Origin of the sequence: Pseudomonas simiae (genome assembly GCF_000934565.1) — a bacterium.
In the GTDB taxonomy this organism is placed as follows: domain Bacteria; phylum Pseudomonadota; class Gammaproteobacteria; order Pseudomonadales; family Pseudomonadaceae; genus Aquipseudomonas; species Aquipseudomonas simiae.
The window spans coordinates 1,092,756-1,110,576 of the sequence record NZ_CP010896.1 but is presented as its reverse complement, the minus strand read 5'-3'; the positions used below and the strand labels follow the sequence as shown (position 1 = coordinate 1,110,576).

The 17,821-nt window shown below is 62.5% G+C and carries 17 protein-coding genes; 11 read left to right on the top strand and 6 right to left on the bottom strand.

Annotated elements, in window-relative coordinates; all coding sequences use genetic code 11:
* The first annotated feature begins 343 nt into the window (after positions 1-343).
* The 9 genes from PF1751_RS04960 (at position 344) to PF1751_RS04920 (ending at position 8,852) form a co-directional block, all read left to right on the top strand.
* On the top strand, positions 344-973 hold the full coding sequence (locus tag PF1751_RS04960) for a DUF1120 domain-containing protein (protein ID WP_010212935.1): 630 nt from the start codon (positions 344-346) through the stop codon (positions 971-973).
* 41 nt (positions 974-1,014) lie between these two features.
* A complete protein-coding gene (locus tag PF1751_RS04955; protein ID WP_010212936.1) occupies positions 1,015-1,635 on the top strand; it encodes a DUF1120 domain-containing protein in 621 nt (206 codons plus the stop codon).
* Positions 1,636-1,681: 46 nt separating this feature from the next.
* The gene (locus PF1751_RS04950) at positions 1,682-2,308 is read left to right on the top strand and encodes a DUF1120 domain-containing protein (RefSeq protein WP_044286669.1); all 627 of its coding nucleotides are present in this window, start codon (positions 1,682-1,684) and stop codon (positions 2,306-2,308) included.
* 82 nt (positions 2,309-2,390) lie between these two features.
* Positions 2,391-3,014, top strand: a complete 624-nt coding sequence (locus PF1751_RS04945) for a DUF1120 domain-containing protein (RefSeq protein WP_044286668.1) — start codon at positions 2,391-2,393, stop codon at positions 3,012-3,014.
* A gap of 52 nt (positions 3,015-3,066) precedes the next feature.
* Entirely contained in the window at positions 3,067-3,693 is a 627-nt protein-coding gene (locus PF1751_RS04940) for a DUF1120 domain-containing protein (RefSeq protein WP_010212939.1), read from the top strand.
* A gap of 79 nt (positions 3,694-3,772) precedes the next feature.
* Positions 3,773-4,495, top strand: coding sequence for a fimbria/pilus chaperone family protein (locus PF1751_RS04935; RefSeq protein WP_080923181.1), 723 nt, complete (start codon positions 3,773-3,775; stop codon positions 4,493-4,495).
* A 124-nt stretch (positions 4,496-4,619) separates the two neighbouring features.
* A complete protein-coding gene (locus PF1751_RS04930) occupies positions 4,620-7,061 on the top strand; it encodes a fimbria/pilus outer membrane usher protein (RefSeq protein WP_042571684.1) in 2,442 nt (813 codons plus the stop codon).
* Positions 7,062-7,071: 10 nt separating this feature from the next.
* Complete coding sequence (locus tag PF1751_RS04925; protein ID WP_042571683.1) at positions 7,072-8,196, top strand: DUF1120 domain-containing protein; 1,125 nt, start codon at positions 7,072-7,074, stop codon at positions 8,194-8,196.
* A gap of 17 nt (positions 8,197-8,213) precedes the next feature.
* The gene (locus PF1751_RS04920; RefSeq protein ID WP_021491842.1) at positions 8,214-8,852 is read left to right on the top strand and encodes a DUF1120 domain-containing protein; all 639 of its coding nucleotides are present in this window, start codon (positions 8,214-8,216) and stop codon (positions 8,850-8,852) included.
* On the opposite strand, the gene PF1751_RS04915 is transcribed toward PF1751_RS04920, so the two are convergent.
* From PF1751_RS04915 to PF1751_RS04890, 6 genes are all read right to left on the bottom strand, one after another.
* Positions 8,849-10,114, bottom strand: a complete 1,266-nt coding sequence (locus PF1751_RS04915) for a CynX/NimT family MFS transporter (protein ID WP_021491843.1) — start codon at positions 10,112-10,114, stop codon at positions 8,849-8,851. The genes PF1751_RS04920 and PF1751_RS04915 overlap by 4 nt on opposite strands.
* Entirely contained in the window at positions 10,104-10,763 is a 660-nt protein-coding gene (locus tag PF1751_RS04910; protein ID WP_010212949.1) for a FadR/GntR family transcriptional regulator, read from the bottom strand. The genes PF1751_RS04915 and PF1751_RS04910 overlap by 11 nt, the downstream gene beginning before the upstream one ends.
* A gap of 212 nt (positions 10,764-10,975) precedes the next feature.
* Positions 10,976-11,740: an amino acid ABC transporter ATP-binding protein gene (locus tag PF1751_RS04905; RefSeq protein ID WP_003171943.1), complete on the bottom strand. Its 765-nt coding sequence runs from the start codon at positions 11,738-11,740 to the stop codon at positions 10,976-10,978.
* An 11-nt stretch (positions 11,741-11,751) separates the two neighbouring features.
* Positions 11,752-12,849: an amino acid ABC transporter permease gene (locus PF1751_RS04900; RefSeq protein ID WP_021491844.1), complete on the bottom strand. Its 1,098-nt coding sequence runs from the start codon at positions 12,847-12,849 to the stop codon at positions 11,752-11,754.
* A 10-nt stretch (positions 12,850-12,859) separates the two neighbouring features.
* On the bottom strand, positions 12,860-14,041 hold the full coding sequence (locus PF1751_RS04895) for an amino acid ABC transporter permease (protein ID WP_010212953.1): 1,182 nt from the start codon (positions 14,039-14,041) through the stop codon (positions 12,860-12,862).
* A gap of 72 nt (positions 14,042-14,113) precedes the next feature.
* Positions 14,114-15,145, bottom strand: a complete 1,032-nt coding sequence (locus tag PF1751_RS04890; RefSeq protein ID WP_010212954.1) for an amino acid ABC transporter substrate-binding protein — start codon at positions 15,143-15,145, stop codon at positions 14,114-14,116.
* Between the two features lie 346 nt (positions 15,146-15,491).
* Here PF1751_RS04890 and PF1751_RS04885 point away from each other — a divergent pair, with 346 nt between their 5' ends.
* Positions 15,492-16,148 carry an alpha/beta hydrolase gene (locus tag PF1751_RS04885; protein ID WP_010212955.1) on the top strand — a complete coding sequence of 219 codons (657 nt, stop codon included), beginning with the start codon at positions 15,492-15,494 and terminating at the stop codon, positions 16,146-16,148.
* Positions 16,149-16,250: 102 nt separating this feature from the next.
* Positions 16,251-17,714: an ATP-dependent RNA helicase RhlB gene (gene rhlB, locus PF1751_RS04880; RefSeq protein ID WP_010212956.1), complete on the top strand. Its 1,464-nt coding sequence runs from the start codon at positions 16,251-16,253 to the stop codon at positions 17,712-17,714.
* Positions 17,715-17,821: the final 107 nt, after the last annotated feature.

Genomic DNA, 17,821 nt, shown 5'->3' with positions numbered 1-17,821 from the left:
AGGGGCCGCGGTTCAAGCGCTGACGCTCAGACCTGTTCGAATGTGCTGTGGAAAAACTATCGGCCGGAACGCTAGTTGAATGAGCGCGCTGAAGCGATACAACAACTACGAAATCCTTAAATTTCCTACACACACTAAAACGAGTTCCGACAAGTCGATTGGGCGTGTGCGACACCCGTTCATTGTCGTATTTGTTGTATTTGCCAGACGCCTTCCCCCCGATAAATTGCCCGGCATCCCCTAAGCGGGACGCGACCGGCCACTCCAGGCGTTCGCCACCTCGTTGCCGACGCGTCCTCCCTTGACCCCTCGGCAATCAGCTTTGCACTGGAAGCTCGATCACATGAAAAAGCCCTTAGCCGCCCTCACCGCCGCCGTCGCCCTTGTCTGCAGCGGCATGACGTTTGCCGCCAGCACCGTGGAACTGGCGGTCGTTGGCGTGATTACCCCGAGTGCCTGCACACCGACGTTGTCCGGCAATGGCCTGGTGGATCACGGCAAGCTCTCGGCCAAAGACCTGAACCTCACCACGGCGACCAACCTGCCCACCGCCCGGCTGCAATTCAACGTCGACTGCGAAGCCCAGACCCTGTTTGCGCTGCGCACCACCGACAACCGCGCCGGGTCGTCGACCAGCAGCTACGGTTACGGCCTGGGCTTGATCAACAACCTGCAAAAAATCGGCACGTTCTGGATTTCCCTCAGGAGCCCGGTGGCCGACAACGTCGCCGCCGAGCCCATCGAGTCATTGGACGGCGTGAGCTGGCGCCCCATCGACGATGTGATGTGGCAGAGCCAGTACCTGGCGGCGTTCGGCGACGGTTCGACGGGGCAAAACCGTAAGCCGATCCCGCTCAAAAACGTGATCGTCGACCTGTTGGTCGACACCCAGATCGCCGCCGCCAACAGCCTGGACCTGAGCAATGAAGTGCTGATCGACGGCTCCACCACGATCGAAGTCAAGTACCTGTGACCCATCCACTCAGGACATTACCCAGAGAGGTTGTTCGTTCCATGGATAAATATGTCCCAGCGCTGCTGGCGAGCCTGTTACTGGCCACTGTGCCCAGCGCCTTGGCTGGCAGCCAAACCGACCTGCGCGTGACCGGCGCGATCACGCCCAAAGCCTGTATCACGGGCTTGTCGAACGACGGCGTGATCGACCACGGCAAAGTCACCGTGCGCGACCTCAACCCGGACCGACACACGCTGTTGCCCCCCAATTCCCTGCACCTGAGCGTGCAATGCGAGGGCTCGACGCTCTTTGCCTTGACCACCATCGACAACCGTCAAGGCACCGCGGTGATTCCCAACCATCACGGCCTGGGCACGACGTCCCAAGGCGAGAACCTGGGCAGCGTGTCCCTGGCTTTGAGCAACCCGGTGGCGGATGAGGCGGCCGCGCGCACCATCGTGTCACTGGATGGCGGCACCAGTTGGGCCGCCGGAACCCAGCTGAGCCACCTCAACCTGCTCGCGGCTGCTTCGGCCGACAACACCACCCGGCCCATGGCGGTGACGCGTTTCGACGCGGACGTTGCGCTCTACACCCGGATCGCCCGCGCCGACGGCCTGACCCTGACCGATGAAGCCCCCCTCGACGGGCACGTGACCGTCGAGGTGCGTTACCTGTAACCCCTGCACCCCCTGTATGCCTATCCTTCCCTGGAGCTTTACCCGCATGAAAAAGTTACTCCACACCAGCGTTGCCGGTCTGTTGATCGCCAGCGCATTACCGGCACTCGCCGCGTCCACCGTGGACCTGACCGTCAAGGGCCTGATTGTGCCCTCGGCGTGTACGCCAAGCCTGTCGGCCAACACCGTCGACATGGGCCGGGTGTCGGTCAAGGACCTTAATCAGGAAAGCCGCACCCTGCTGAACCCGAGCACCTTGTCGCTGAGCGTCGACTGCGAGACCGCGACGATGTTCGCCATGAAGGCCACCGACAACCGCACTGATTCCAGTGCCAACGCCGGCGAGTTTGGTATCGGCAAGACCGCCGCCGGCGAACCGATCGGCGGCTACGGTCTGTTTCTCGACAACGCCGTGGCCGACGCGGTCGCCGTCCAAACCATTGTTTCTTACAACGGCGGCACCACCTGGTTCACTCATTATGAAGACGACCTTTGGCAATCCACGAGTCTGATCTCGATCAAGGCAATCGGTACGGCGTCAACACCCATCCCGGCCAAGAACACGCTGATGGCGCTTTCCGTCAACCCGTTCATCCACCCGGCAAAGAACGTGACCATCAGCGAAGACACCGCGATCGATGGTTTGGCCACCATCGAAGTCAAGTACCTGTAACGCCACTGCCCTTCCCGAAGCCCGTATCGCCGTTCACCTGTATGGGCTGGGCATGCCCCCTTTCCCTGGAGCTTTACCCGTGATGAAAAAACTACTCAGCACCAGCGTTGCCGGCCTGTTGATCGCCAGCGCATTCCCGGCATTCGCCGCATCCACCGTCGACCTGAGCGTCAAGGGCCTGATCGTACCCTCGGCGTGTACACCAAGCCTGTCGGCCACCACCGTCGACGTCGGCCGGATTTCGGTCAAAGACCTGAACCCGGAGGCGTCAACCTGGCTGACCCCGGCCACCCTGCAATTGGGCATCGACTGCGAGGCACCGACACTGTTTGCCATGCAGACCACTGACAACCGGGCAGACTCCGGTGACATCGGCCGATATGGCATCGGCAAGACGCTCGCGGGTGAGCGTATCGGTGGTTACATCATGCTCCTCGACAAAGGGGTCGCCGACGGGGCTGCCGTCACACATATCTTCTCGATGGACAACGGCGCCAGTTGGGGCACCCATGATCCGGACACTAACTGGTCAAAAAACCTCATTATTTCAATCCGCGACCCCAACGCAGGGCGCATCCCTGTCGCGGCCAAGAACACCGCGATGGAGCTCGCGGTAAGGCCGTTCATCCTGGCGGCAAAGAACCTGACGCTCACAGACGATACCCCGATTGATGGCTCGGTCACGATCCAAGTCAAGTACCTGTAACGCCGCCTGAGCCGATGCCCGTACCACCGTTCAACACCAGGTAACTCACGCCATGACCCTGCTTATTCGCTTGCCGGCCCTCGCCTCGCTGTTGCTGACGACGCCCTTGGCCTTCGCCCTCTCGACTGTGGAGTTGGACGTCAACGGGCGAATAACCCCCAGCGCCTGCACCGTATCGTTGTCGGACAACGGCCTTGTCGACCACGGCAGGATCCTCGCGACGACACTGCACCCCAGTGAGTACACCGTGCTGCCGAATCAGCAAATGGGCTTGAGCATCAGTTGCGAAGGACCGGTGTTGTTCGCTCTGGTGGGCATCGACAACAAACGCGAGTCATCGCTGGCGCCGGACTACTTCTATGGGCTGGGCATGAACCCCCACGCCCCCGACGAACGCCTCGGCTCGGTCAGCCTGTCATTGCGCGGGCCGGTTGGCGATTCGCAGTTGATGCAGACCCTGACCTCATCCGACCAGGGCGCCACCTGGAAACCCGAGCCTTACGTGTACCCCGGCCTGTTCATGGGCTTCGCCCACGCTGGCGATGCGTTGCCCGCGCCGATCCGGCTGCTGGTGGCCTCTCTGCGGGTCGACACCTCGATCAGCCCGGCCAACACCTTGACGCTCCACGAAGAGGTGCCCCTCGATGGCTCGATCACGCTGAACCTGCGTTACCTCTGACCCTGCGTCGTCAGCGCCCCGGTCACATGCCGAGCACATGGCGACCCCCTTGAAGCACCTTGTATTGAAGAGCCCTGTTATGAACCTGTTTCTTTCCGTTTGGCGTGCGATGCCGCGCCTCTGCTGCGTAGCACTGGCCGTCTTCGGCGCAACCGTCGCGCGTGCCGACGGCATGGTCCCGGACACCTCGGTGGTGATCGTCAACGAGGCCGACGGCGAGGCTACGGTCTCGGTCACCAACACCGACAACAAAATGGCCCTGCTGCACGTCACCCTCGAAAACATTCCCGAGGACAGCGACACCTTGCTGTTCGTGACCCCACCCCTGACCCGCGTCGAAGCGTCCAAGAGCCAGCTGGTGCGCTTCATCCTGCAAACCCAGGCGCCGCTGCAAACCCAGCGCCTCAAGCGCGCGATATTCGAAGGCATGCCCGCCCAACGCGACCCGGCCCAGGCCGGGCGCGCGCAAGTGGGCGTGACCGTACGCCAGAACCTGCCGGTGATCATTCATCCCAAGGGGCTGGCACCGAATCGCACACCGTGGCTGGGCCTGAGCTGGACCTTGAAGGCCGACCAACTCAGCGTCCACAACCCTACCCCGTATGTAGTGCGCCTGGCCCAGGAGCTGCAACTGCTGCCCGGCAATGCCTCGGCGATGCTGCCGCGCACCTACGTGCTGCCCGGCGAAACACTGACCATGACCGCCAGCGGCACCGGCACCGGCGCCACCCGCGTGCGCCTGCAACCGGCCACCGTGTATGGCTTTGCCGTCGAGCCCCACGACGCGCCCATAACCCTGTGATGCAACGGCGCCCAGGGATGCAACGGCGCCACGATAACGAAGTGGCCACCCACTGAAGGCCACCGGGAAGACCTGACGCGATAGGGAATCACGCCGGGTACTTCCATCATCCGAGTGCATTTGTGTGAACACAGTCATTCATTACCGTGACGGCAAAGCCGTGCCCGGCGTTTCACCGCACCTCGCCTTGCTTGTGCTGACACTCAGCCTGGGGTTGCCGACAAACCTGGCCTGGGCACAGACGCCGTCGTCGAGCGATTCCTTTGACCCACAGACCCTGCTCCAGCGCGGCATCGACCCTGAACTCGCGAGCCTGCTGATGCAGGCCCCGCGGTTTACCCAAGGCCGCCACGCGCTCAACCTGACGGTCAACGGCCAGCGGCGCGGGCGCGTCGATGTGAGCATCGATCAGCACGGCGCAACCTGCTTCGACCCGCCGCTGCTGAACGCCGCGCAGTTGGTGACGCCGTCTTCGGGCCCGGCCGAGGAAAGCCGTTGCTACGACTTTCTCCAGCAATACCCGCAAACCGTGATTGAGCATGACCCGGCCAACCTGAACCTGAACCTGGTGGTACCGACCCAGGCGCTGCGCCCGGTCACCCAGGACATTTCCGGCTATCAGACCGGCGGGTTTGCCGCGCTGCTCAACTACGACGTGACCGGCCTGTACAACCACTACGGCGACGACGCCAGCCGCTTCGGCTCAGCCAATACCGAGGTCGGCTTCAATGCCGGCGACTGGATCGTGCGCAGCCGCCAGGTGCAGACCTGGCAAGACAGCACCTCAAGCACCACCCACCTGGACGCCTACGCCCAGCGCACCTTCGCCAGCCACCAGGCGGTGTTGCAGGCCGGGCAGATCAACCTCTACAACCCGGTGCTCGCCGGGGCACAAATCACCGGCGTGCAAGTGCTCACCGAACAGGCCCTGCAAGATCAGAACCAGGGCGCGACCATCGATGGCATCGCCAATGGCCCGGCCCAGGTGGAAGTGCGCCAGAACGGCACGTTGATTCACTCCACGGTGGTGCCCGCCGGTCCGTTCAGCCTGAGCAATGTGCCGCGCCTGAATGGGCGCTCCGACGTCGAAGTCACGGTCAAGGAAAGCAACGGCGAGGAACGCCGGTTCACCGTGCCCGCCGCCATGCTCGGCCTGGGCCTGCCCGCGCCTGGTTACTCGGTGGCGGCCGGGCGGGTGCGCAATATCGGCGACGGCCCAGGCGCTGAACCCTGGGTGGTGAGTGCGGGCTGGAGCGCCTCGCCGCATCCGCAGGTCAGCTTCGGCAGCGGGCTGTTGGCGGCCGAGGATTATCGCTCGGCGGGCCTGAGCCTGGGGCTGTTGCCTTGGCAGGATAGCCAGGTGCAAGTCGCCGTGGTCGCCTCCGAAGCCTCGCGGCGCACCCAGGAGCGCGGTGTGCAGACCGACCTGTCGTGGTCGCAGAAACTGAGCGAGCGCTGGGCCTTCACGGCGGCCAATTCCTGGCGCACCTTGGGCTACCGCGACCTCAGCGAGTCGACCTACGTCGTCGACACCCGCGAGCAGCAACGCACGCGCTACCGCGACCAGCAGAGCGCCACCACCTCGTGGTCGCATCCGTGGCTGGGCGCCTTCAGCGCGGGGTTTTCGCGTTCGTCCTCGTTCCAGGGCGACAGCAGCAGCCGTGCCCTGGCGTCCTGGGGCACGCAAATCGCCGGCATGTCGGTGTCCGCCACCGCCGAATGGCACATGGGCGGGCGTCGCTATAACGAAGACAGCCTGTACCTGACGGTCAGTCTGCCCCTGGGCGAAAGCCGCCGAGGCCGCGCGTGGGTGCGCAATTCCGGTGGCGAGCACCGCACCGGGCTTGGGCTCAACGAACAGATCAACGACCATTTGGCGTATCGGGTCGGCGTCGAACATGACACCCGCGACCGCGAGGTCGAGTCGTCCCTGGGCGTTTCGGCCCTGCCGTTCTACAGCCAGCTGGACTTCAACTACACCCGCTCCGACGCCGAACGCTCCAGCTACCAGGGCGGCGCACGCGGCGCGGTGGTACTGCACAGCGACGGGTTGACGTTCTCGCCCTACCCGGTGCGCGACACCTTTGCCGTGCTGTCGGTGGGCGACATGGCCGGGATCAAGGTCAATACCCCCAGCGGCCCGGTGTGGACCGACTGGCAGGGTCAGGCCGTCGCGCCCCAGCTCAGCGCCTATGGGCGCAGCCCGCTGGAAGTGCAAACCCGCTCGCTGCCGCGCAATGCCGACATCCACAACGGGCTCGCGGTGGTCTCGGCAGGGCGCGGCGCGGTGGACCGCATCGAGTTCGGCGTGTCGCTCACCCGCCGCGCGCTGCTGACCCTGGACACCCCGATGCCACGCGGCTCGACCGTGACCACCGAGGACGGCGAGTTCATCACGCTGGTCCAGGAAGGCAACCAAGTGTTCTTGTCCGACGTGCTCGACACCCGTTCGCTTTGGATCAAGGCCGCCGATCAGCCGCGCTGCCACTTGCGCTTTGAACTGCCGGCCAAGGCCGACCCCCACGTGTATTTCGAAACCGCCCCGGCCCGCTGCCAGCGGCCTTGAGGAACGCCCCATGAAACGTCACCACTGCCTGGCAGCCCTGCTGCTGTGTACCGGCACCGCCCTGGCCCAGGACGACTGCCGCCTGGACCTGAGCGAATCGCGCCTGGATTTTGGCCTGATGAACCGCGCCATTGCGTCAACGCCGACCGCCGAGCGACTGCTCGGTGAACGACGCCTGTCCTTGACCCTCAACTGCCCGGAAACCGCCGACATGAGCCTGTTCTACCGCGCCCTGGCCGCCGGCACCGAGCGTTTGCGCTTCACCGACGGTGGCAGTTACCGCGTGCAAGTGCATGACGCCGTGCTCGATGGCCGCGCGGTGCAACTGGGCCTGCTCGCCGGCCCCGGCCAGGCGCCCGCCCAGGTGGCGGCGAGCCTGACTTGGCGCGCCGACCATGGCATCGTCCCGCTGCACGACGGCCAGCCCGTCGCCGGGCGCAGTTTTTCTGCACAACTGCAGGTCAATGCCTGGGCCCGGGAAGAGGCGTTTCGGGTGCGCGATGCCGAGACCTGGGACGCCTCGGCGCTGGTCGATGCCCCCGCGTCCGGACGCTCGCGCGAGCTGCATCTGCAAGCGCGCTTCGCGCCAGCGGCCTGCACGCCCACCCTGGCCAACAACGGCACGGTGGACTTTGGCAAGTTGTCGTTCAGCGATTTGCGTCGCGACAAAGACACCGCCCTGCCCGCCCGCGCGTTGGGTCTCACGGTCAGCTGTGACGGCCCGACCCCGTTTGCCCTGGTCATGCACGACAACCGCGCCGGCTCAGCCACCGGCGGCATCGATGAAACCGCCTACGGCCTGGGCCTGGATGCACGCGGGCAGAAAATCGGCCGCTATTACCTGTTGGTCGACCCCGCCCAGGCCAGCGCCGACAACCTGCCACAGCTGTATCGCACCGACTCCACCACCGGCGGCGCCGCCTGGAGCAACGCCAGCGCCAGCACAATTCCCCTGGGCGCACGCAGCCTCCTGGGGTTTACCGCCACAACCGGCAGCACAGAAGGCCCGACGGCCCTGCAAAACCTCAGCGCGCTACTCAGCCTGAAAGCCTTTGTCGCGCCGCTCGACAGCCTGGACCTGAGCAGTGAAGTGCGGCTCGACGGTTCGGCGACCCTGGAAATCACCTACTTCTAAGCACCTCGGAGGCTCCCATGATTACTCGCTACCTGATCCTCGTACCCCTGCTGTTCAGCCAACCGGCGCAGGCCGCCGCTGTCGACCTGAACGTCAACGCCACAATCACCCCGGCGTCCTGTGTGCCGAGCCTGTCGGACAACGGGCAGGTGGACTTCGGCAAGATCGCCCAGCAAGACCTCAACCTCACGACGGGCACGCGGCTGCCGCTTAAGTCCCTGGGCCTGACGGTGACCTGCAACGGCCCGGTGCGTTACGCATTGCGCATGCGCGACAACCGCGACGGCACCGCCTACGTCAACAGCGAGATTTATTACGGATTGGGCCTGGACAACAGCGCGAACAAGATCGGCGTGTACTCAGTGACGTTCGATCCAACGCTGACCGTGGTGGACGCCGTGGCCGAGGTCTACGGCACCGAATCCACCACCGGCGGCCTGGCCTGGCGCACGGCCAACCGCAACCCGATCGACGTGGGCGCCAAAAGCCTGCTGGGCTTCACCGATACTGCGGGCAGCACCGCCGGCCCCATGGCGATCCAGAACCTGACCAGCACGCTGACCCTGGAGACGGTGATCAACGCCAAACAGAATCTGGACCTGAGTACCGACATCCTCATGGACGGTTCGGCGACCCTGGAGGTGGTGTACCTCTAGACTTTTTCGCTGCACACGCCGACGTACTTCGCCCGCCCCGCACCGAGACCGGCGACGATGGCGCCCAGGCCGATCACCGCGAAAACCCAGCCGGTGGCGGCCCAGCCACCGGTCCAATCGTGAATCAGGCCCACCGCGAGCGGGCCAAGGGACGCCAGGGTGTAACCGATACCTTGGGCCATGCCCGACAGGTTGGCGGCGACGTGGGCATCCCGCGAACGCAGCACGATCAAGGTCAGCGCAAGGCTGAACGTGCCGCCCTGCCCCAGGCCCAGCAGGATCGCCCAGCCCCACAGCCCGTCGAGCGGCGCATACAGGCAGCCCATCAGCCCGCCGAGGGTCAGCAGCATCACCACCACGATGGCCAGGCGCTGGTCCTTGCCGCGCGTGGCCAGCCACGGCGCGGTGAGGGCGCTGAGCAATTGCACGATGATCGAACCGGACAGCGCCAGCCCGGCGTCGGTGGCGCTCAGGCCGCGGTCGATGAGGATCGACGGCACCCAGCCGAACACGATGTAGGCCAGGGACGATTGCAGGCCCATGTACAAGGTCACTTGCCAGGCCAGCGGATCACGCAGCAAGCCCTTCACCCGGTAGGCAACGCGATGCGCGCCATGCTTGTGCCCGATTTGCGGCAACCAGCACAACGCGGCCAGCAACGCCGGCAGCATCCAGAAGCCCAACCCGATGCTCCAACGGTGGCCGAAGTAGTCGCTCAAGGGCACCGAGGCCCCCGCCGCCAACGCCGCGCCCAGGCACAGCGCCATGGTGTAGACCCCGGTCATGGTGCCCGCCTGTTTGGCGAAGTCGCGCTTGACGATACCGGGCAACAACACGCCGATGATGCCGATGCTGGCGCCGGCGATCAGGCTGCCAACAAACAAGCCGACTTCTCCGAACGCACTGCGCAGCACAATACCGCCGGCCAGCATCAGCAAAATCCCCAGCACCACCCGCTCGGCGCCGAAACGCCGGGCAAGGATCGGCGCCAGCGGCGCGAACAGACCCAGGCACAGCACCGGCAAGGTGGTCAGCAAACCGGCCCTGGCCGCCGACAACCCCAGGCTGCTGGAAACCTCACTGAGTAGCGGCGACAGGCTCGACAGGGCCGGGCGCAGGTTCAGCGCCACCAGCACCAGGCCCAGCAGCAATAGCCACGGCCGGCTCACTGGCGGGGGGCTGTGCTGGACCTCATCGTCATCGGCCTCGGCGTCAATCAGCAGTTGTTCCAACTCAGGCGTGCGTGGGGCATCAGGGTTCATTGATCAACTGCCGGCAAAGGGATTTGGCGCGCTCCGCATCTTGCTGTGCGACGGCATCAAGCAGGGCGGTGTGCAGGTCGAACACCGCTTGGCGGCGCGGCGAGAGGTTCAGGGTCTGGCGCAGTTGCGCGCCGATGATGCTGGAAAAGTATTGGTACAACTCGCTCAACGCCGGGTTGTGCGCCGCGTCCACCAACTGTTGGTGGAATACCAGATCGGCGCTGATGTAGGCCTCCAGTTCCCCGTGGTACAGCGCGGCGCTGGTGTCGAGCGCCGCGCGCAACCGATGCAGGTCTTGCTCGGTACGACGCAGGGCGGCCAGGCCGATGGCCTCCACTTCCAGGATCTGCCGCGTCTCCTGCGCCTGCTCCAGAGTGCAATGGGACAACGCGCGCATGGCGCCCAGCGGGTCGGTCATCGAGCGCAGGTAACTGCCGTCGCCCTGACGGATCTCGATCAAGCCGGAAAACGCCAATACGCGCATGGCTTCGCGCACGGTATTGCGGCTGATGCCCAACTCTGCGGAAAGCTCGGGCTCGGTGGGCAGGCGCTCGCCGATGGCCCATATGCCCTGGCTGATGCGCTGGCGCAGTTGCTCCAGGGCCTGGTCGACCAGAGAGCGTTTGATCAGGGGGGCGATGTCTGTCATAGGATTTTGCGCTTTCGTCCCATCATAGGATGAATTTTCCTACAGCCTATTCGGACTGACCTACAAAGGCAACGCACTAGGGGTTCTTAGGTAGGAAAAAGGAGCGGTATTTTCGATTGACGCACAACAACTCGCCCTACAAGCCTCCTGAAAATTTTCAGCAGGCAAAAATAAACCCGGCACTTGGCCGGGTTTATTTTTTCAGACATCGATCAATGCAAAATCTGGCTCAAGAACAACTTGGTCCGGTCATTCTGCGGGTTGTCGAAGAAGTCATTTGGCGCCGCCTGTTCCACGATCTCGCCCTTGTCCATGAAGATCACACGGTTGGCCACGGTGCGCGCAAAGCCCATTTCGTGGGTCACGCACAACATGGTCATGCCGTCTTCAGCCAGACCGATCATGGTGTCCAGAACTTCCTTCACCATTTCCGGATCGAGTGCCGAAGTCGGCTCATCGAACAGCATGATTTTCGGCTTCATGCACAGTGCACGGGCAATCGCCACACGCTGTTGCTGGCCGCCAGAGAGCTGGCCCGGAAACTTGTGCGCCTGCTCCGGGATGCGCACGCGCTCCAGGTAGTGCATGGCGATTTCCTCGGCCTTGCGCTTAGGCATCTTGCGCACCCACATCGGCGCCAGCGTGCAGTTCTGCAGGATGGTCAGGTGTGGGAACAGGTTGAAGTGCTGGAACACCATACCCACTTCACGGCGGATCGCTTCGATCTGCTTGAGGTCGTTGGTCAGCTCCACGCCATCGACCACGATGCGGCCCTGCTGGTGCTCTTCCAGACGGTTGAGGCAGCGGATGGTGGTGGACTTGCCCGAACCCGACGGGCCGCACAGCACGATACGCTCGCCTTGCTTGACGTTGAGGTTGATGTCTTTCAACACGTGGAACTGGCCGTACCACTTGTTGACGCCCTGCATCTGGATAATGCCTTCAGGGCTCACAGGCTGTTTGATCGCTTCGCTCATAACATCAACTCCTAACGCTTGTGGCCAGTGTCGAGCTTGTGTTCCAAATGAATGGAATAGCGCGACATACCAAAACAGAAAATCCAGAACACCAGGGCCGCGAACACGTAGCCTTCAGTGGCCATGCCCAACCATTTCGGGTCGGCGGCGGCTTGCTTGACGCTGTTGAGCAGGTCGAACAGGCCGATGATGATCACCAGGCTGGTGTCCTTGAACAACGCGATAAAGGTGTTAACGATGCCGGGGATCACCATCTTCAGGGCTTGCGGCAGAATCACCAGGCCCATCGAACGCCAGTAGCCGAGGCCCATCGCAGCGGCCGCTTCGTACTGACCTTTGGGAATCGCCTGCAAGCCACCGCGCACCACTTCAGCCACGTAGGCCGACTGGAACAGGATCACGCCGATCAGCGCCCGCAGCAGTTTGTCGATGCCCATGCCTTCCGGCAGGAACAACGGCAGCATCACCGAGGACATGAACAGCACAGTGATCAACGGTACACCGCGCCAGAACTCGATGAAGGTCACGCAGACCACCCGAATCGCCGGCATGTTCGAGCGCCGCCCCAACGCGAGCATGATGCCCAGCGGCAAGGCGCCGGCGATGCCGACAGTGGCGATTACCAGGGTCAGCATCAGGCCGCCCCATTGGCTGGTCGCCACGTTGGTCAGGCCAAACGCCCCGCCGTGTAGCAGGAAGAACGCGATGATCGGGTACAGCACCAGGAAACCCAGGCCGTAGACCGCCTTGCGCTGGAAACGCGAGATAAACAACGGCGCCACACCGACGATGGCCAGCCACACGGTCAGGTCCACGCGCCAGCGCAGGTCGCCGGGGTAGTAGCCGTACATGAACTGCCCGAAGCGCTGTTGGATAAACACCCAGCAGGCGCCCTCTTTGGTGCAATCGGCACGCGTGGTGCCAACCCAGTTGGCGTCGATGATCGCCCAGCTCAGGATCGGCGGCACCACCAGGTAGATCAGGTAGAACGCCAACAGCGTCAGCAGGGTGTTGAGCCAGCTGGAAAACAGGTTGGCGCGCATCCATGCCATCGGCCCGAACACTTTGTTCGGCGGCGGCATATCCGGTTTGAAAGTATGTGAACTCATGGGCGTTTCCTCACCGCTCGATCAGCGCAATGCGCTTGTTGTACCAGTTCATCAGCAGGGAAATGCTGATGCTGATCGCCAGGTACACGCTCATGGTGATGGCAATGACTTCGATGGCCTGGCCGGTCTGGTTGAGCACCGTGCCGGCAAACAACGAAACCATTTCCGGGTAACCGATACCGGCCGCCAGCGACGAGTTTTTCGCCAGGTTCAGGTATTGGCTGGTCAGCGGGGGAATGATCACCCGCAGGGCCTGCGGAATGATGACCTTGCGCAGCGTCGGCCCAGGGCGCAGGCCCAGTGAGCGCGCGGCTTCGGTCTGGCCGTGGCTGACGGACTTGATACCCGAACGCACGATCTCGGCGATAAACGCTGCCGTGTACACGGTAAGCGCCAGGGTCAGTGCCAGCAGTTCAGGGATCAGTACCCAGCCGCCGACAAAGTTGAAACCTTGCAGCTTGGGCATTTCCCAGTGCAGCGGTGCACCGAAGATCAAGGCGCACAACGCCGGGATCACGATGAACAACGCCAGGCCCGCCCAGAACTTATGGAACGGTACGCCGGTGGCTTCAAAGCGCTTGTTGGCCCAACGCGCCATCAGCACGATTGCCACGATGGCAACCACGATGCTGACCACAAATGGCCAGAAACCGTCAGCGGCAATCGCTGCCGGCATGTTCAGGCCACGGCTGCTGACAAAGAAGGTGTCGCCGAAGTTGTGGCTGTTGCGTGGCCCCGGCATGGTCAGGAACACCGCGAAGTACCAGAACAGGATTTGCAGCAGCGGCGGGATGTTGCGGAACACTTCCACATACACGGTCGCCAGCTTGTTGATCATCCAGTTCGGCGACAACCGCGCCACGCCGATGACGAACCCGAGCAGCGTCGCCAGGATCACGCCGATAAAAGTCACTAGCAAGGTGTTGAGCAAACCGATCACAAACACCCGGGCATAACTGTCCGATTCGGTGTAGTCGATCAAATGCTGCGCGATGCCGAAGCCGGCACTGCGTTCAAGAAAGTCGAAACCCGAGGTAATGCCTCGGTGCTGAAGGTTGGTCTGGGTGTTGTTGAAGAGGTACCAGCCCAGCGAGACCACCGCCACAATCGTGATGATCTGGAAGAGCCACGCACGCAATTTGGGATCGCTGAAGCTGAGCTTCTGCTTGGGTGCGCCGATTTGTTTTTGCATGAAATGCCCCGAAAATAATGGAACAGAACATCACCCGGCGGTTGGCCCACCGGGTGACAGAACCATCAGCGATCAGCGCACAGGGGGTGCGTATTGAATGCCGCCGTTGTTCCACAGCGCGTTCAGGCCACGGTCGATTTCCAGCGGGGTGCTCTTGCCCAGGTTGCGCTCAAACACTTCACCGTAGTTACCGACTTGCTTGACGATCTGTACGACCCAGTCTTTCTTCACTTTCAGGTCTTTGCCGTATTCGCCGTCAGCACCGAGCAGACGTGCAACGTCCGGGTTCTTGGTGGACTTGGCTTCAGCTTCAACGTTTTTCGAAGTGATGCCGGCTTCTTCAGCGTTGAGCATGGCGTAGCCAACCCAGCGCACGATGGCCAGCCACTCGTCGTCGCCGTTACGCACGACGGGGCCCAATGGCTCTTTGGAAATGGTTTCCGGCAGTACCACGTAGTCTTTCGGTGCGGCCAGCTTGCTGCGCTGGGCGAACAGTTGGGACTTGTCGGAGGTCAGCACGTCGCAACGCCCGGACTCCAGCGACTTGGCGCTTTCGTCGGAGGTATCGAAGGTGATCGGGGTGTATTTCAGGTTGTTGCCGCGGAAGTAGTCGGAAACGTTCAGCTCAGTGGTGGTACCGGCCTGGATGCAGATGGTTGCACCGTCCAGCTCTTTGGCACTTTTCACGCCCAGCTTGTTGTTTACCAGGAAGCCGATGCCATCGTAATAAGTGATGAAGCCTGGGAATTTCAAGCCCATGCCGGCGTCGCGGGAGCTGGTCATGGTCGTGTTACGGGACAGAATGTCGACTTCGCCGGACTGAAGCGCGGTGAAACGCTCCTTGGCATTCAACTGGCTGAATTTGACCTTGGTAGCGTCGCCGAAAACGGCAGCGGCCACGGCGCGGCACACATCAGCGTCGATCCCGAGGATCTTGCCGCTGGCATCCGGCACCGAGAAACCCGGCAGGCCGTCACTCACGCCACATTGCACAAAGCCTTTCTTCTGCACGGCATCCAGAGTGGCGCCGGCTTGGGCGAAACCGCTGACACCCAGAACGGCCGCCGCGGAAACGATGGCCAGGGTGGATTTCAATACCTTCATTCAAACCTCCAGTTTGCTCTTGTTGTGTCGGAGCTCGAACCTCAGCGCACCCTTATGAGGCGATATCGACCCGTGTTGGCTTTTTTTAGGGTCAAGCGGCATGAAGTTGTCGCAGTAATTCCAGCTTGTTTCCTACAAGCGGCATGCACTGATAGTGTTACCGCTTGAGGAAAGTTCTGACATCGACCTACACGTAGCAAGGCGCGTACCAGAGTGCTGGCTGAGCCGTTTCAGCCCATGATCAAGTGCAAAAGATTCAACCTTGCGACATTCTCTTAACAGATCGACAAGCCACGCACCGTTCCGTCGCACTTAATCGGAGCGCACGCACATTAATGGAGCAGACATGACCGACCCCTTGATTCTTCAGCCCGCCAAGCCCGCAGATGCCTGCGTAATCTGGTTGCATGGCCTGGGTGCCGATCGCTACGACTTCCTGCCGGTGGCCGAGGCGCTACAAGAAAGCTTGCTGACCACTCGCTTCGTTTTGCCTCAGGCACCGACCCGTCCGGTGACGATCAACGGGGGCTATGAAATGCCCAGTTGGTACGACATCAAGGCCATGAGCCCGGCCCGTTCGATCAGCCTGGAAGAACTGGAAGCATCATCAAAAATGGTCACGGACCTGATCGAAGCGCAGAAGAGAACCGGAATAGACGCTTCGCGAATTTTCCTCGCCGGTTTTTCCCAGGGCGGCGCCGTGGTTTTCCACACCGCATTCCTGAACTGGGAAGGTCCCTTGGGTGGCGTGATCGCCCTCTCCACCTATGCCCCTACGTTCAGCGACGAGCTGGAATTATCAGCCAGCCAACAGCGCATTCCCGCCCTGTGCCTGCACGGCCAGTACGACGATGTGGTACAGAACGCCATGGGCCGCAGCGCTTACGAGCATTTGAAAACCCGTGGTGTCACCGTGACATGGCAGGAATACCCAATGGGCCACGAAGTGTTACCCGAGGAGATACGCGATATCGGTGCCTGGTTGACCGTTCGCCTGGGCTGAAAACCACAGTTTATGTAGCTGTATGACAGACGCACTACGCCGCGCCCGATTCTTGCATTACACTGGCCGGCGTACATTCCTTAACCAATTAATGAGATCACCGTGCTCAAAGCACTCAAGAAGATGTTCGGCAAAAGCGAGGCTGAGCCGCTCGCGCCTGATTCCAGTGCTCCTGCTCCGACAGCCGGTAGCCGCAATGACGGCAAACAGCCCGCACGGCACGCACCGGCTGCCCAGCCAAAGAAGCCAACGGTGACACCGCCTGAACAGGCAAAGCCGGTTGAACCCGCTGCCGCGCCAGTGGCACCGAAGCCACGTCGCGAACGTGCGCCAACGCCGCCGGTGATCCCATGGAAACTCGAAGACTTCGTCGTCGAGCCGCAGGAAGGCAAGACGCGCTTCCACGATTTCAAATTGGCGCCTGAACTGATGCACGCCATCCAGGACCTGGGATTCCCGTACTGCACACCGATCCAAGCGCAGGTGCTGGGCTTCACCCTGGCCGGCAAAGACGCCATCGGTCGCGCACAGACCGGCACCGGCAAGACCGCCGCGTTCCTGATCTCGATCATTACCCAGTTGCTGCAGACGCCGCCGCCGAAAGAACGCTACATGGGTGAGCCGCGCGCGCTGATCATCGCCCCGACCCGGGAGCTGGTGGTACAGATTGCCAAGGACGCCGCAGACCTGACCAAGTACACCGGCCTTAACGTAATGACGTTCGTCGGCGGCATGGACTTCGATAAACAGCTCAAGCACCTCGAAGCCCGTCACTGCGACATTCTGGTAGCCACGCCGGGCCGACTGCTGGACTTCAACCAGCGCGGCGACGTGCACCTGGACATGGTAGAAGTGATGGTACTGGACGAAGCCGACCGCATGCTCGACATGGGTTTCATCCCACAAGTGCGTCAGATCATTCGCCAGACCCCGCCGAAATCCGAGCGTCAGACCCTGCTGTTCTCCGCGACCTTCACCGAGGACGTGATGAACCTCGCCAAGCAGTGGACCACCGACCCGTCCATCGTCGAGATCGAAGCGGAAAACGTCGCCAGCGAGAACGTCGAGCAACACATCTATGCCGTGGCCGGTGCCGACAAGTACAAGCTGCTCTACAACCTGGTCAACGACAACGGTTGGGAGCGCGTGATGGTGTTTGCCAACCGCAAGGACGAAGTGCGCCGCATCGAAGAACGCCTGGTGCGTGACGGCGTCAACGCTGCGCAACTGTCGGGCGATGTGCCACAGCACAAGCGCATCAAGACCCTCGAAGGCTTCCGCGAAGGCAAGATCCGCGTGCTGGTGGCCACCGACGTGGCCGGTCGCGGGATTCACATCGATGGCATCAGCCATGTGATCAACTTCACCCTGCCGGAAGTGCCGGACGATTACGTACACCGTATCGGCCGTACCGGTCGTGCCGGGGCGGCGGGTGTATCGATCAGCTTTGCCGGGGAAGATGACTCGTATCAGTTGCCGTCGATCGAGACGCTGCTGGGGCGCAAGATCAGCTGTGAAACGCCGCCGACGCACCTGTTGCGCCCTGTCGAGCGCAAACGCCCGTAAGCCTGAACCAAGGACGAAGAAGCAGGGCTTTATGTACCTGCTTTTTTGTCCACTATTTCCTGCGGAGCGACATCGCCGCAACGCTTTCCACGTTGCTGATGTGTTTG

Coding starts and splice junctions, on each gene's coding strand:
- PF1751_RS04960 (WP_010212935.1), top strand. CDS start 344: ATGAAAAAGCCCTTAGCCGCCCTCACCGCCGCCGTCGCCCTTGTCTGC.
- PF1751_RS04955 (WP_010212936.1), top strand. CDS start 1,015: ATGGATAAATATGTCCCAGCGCTGCTGGCGAGCCTGTTACTGGCCACT.
- PF1751_RS04950 (WP_044286669.1), top strand. CDS start 1,682: ATGAAAAAGTTACTCCACACCAGCGTTGCCGGTCTGTTGATCGCCAGC.
- PF1751_RS04945 (WP_044286668.1), top strand. CDS start 2,391: ATGAAAAAACTACTCAGCACCAGCGTTGCCGGCCTGTTGATCGCCAGC.
- PF1751_RS04940 (WP_010212939.1), top strand. CDS start 3,067: ATGACCCTGCTTATTCGCTTGCCGGCCCTCGCCTCGCTGTTGCTGACG.
- PF1751_RS04935 (WP_080923181.1), top strand. CDS start 3,773: ATGAACCTGTTTCTTTCCGTTTGGCGTGCGATGCCGCGCCTCTGCTGC.
- PF1751_RS04925 (WP_042571683.1), top strand. CDS start 7,072: ATGAAACGTCACCACTGCCTGGCAGCCCTGCTGCTGTGTACCGGCACC.
- PF1751_RS04920 (WP_021491842.1), top strand. CDS start 8,214: ATGATTACTCGCTACCTGATCCTCGTACCCCTGCTGTTCAGCCAACCG.
- PF1751_RS04915 (WP_021491843.1), bottom strand. CDS start 10,114: ATGAACCCTGATGCCCCACGCACGCCTGAGTTGGAACAACTGCTGATT.
- PF1751_RS04910 (WP_010212949.1), bottom strand. CDS start 10,763: ATGACAGACATCGCCCCCCTGATCAAACGCTCTCTGGTCGACCAGGCC.
- PF1751_RS04905 (WP_003171943.1), bottom strand. CDS start 11,740: ATGAGCGAAGCGATCAAACAGCCTGTGAGCCCTGAAGGCATTATCCAG.
- PF1751_RS04900 (WP_021491844.1), bottom strand. CDS start 12,849: ATGAGTTCACATACTTTCAAACCGGATATGCCGCCGCCGAACAAAGTG.
- PF1751_RS04895 (WP_010212953.1), bottom strand. CDS start 14,041: ATGCAAAAACAAATCGGCGCACCCAAGCAGAAGCTCAGCTTCAGCGAT.
- PF1751_RS04890 (WP_010212954.1), bottom strand. CDS start 15,145: ATGAAGGTATTGAAATCCACCCTGGCCATCGTTTCCGCGGCGGCCGTT.
- PF1751_RS04885 (WP_010212955.1), top strand. CDS start 15,492: ATGACCGACCCCTTGATTCTTCAGCCCGCCAAGCCCGCAGATGCCTGC.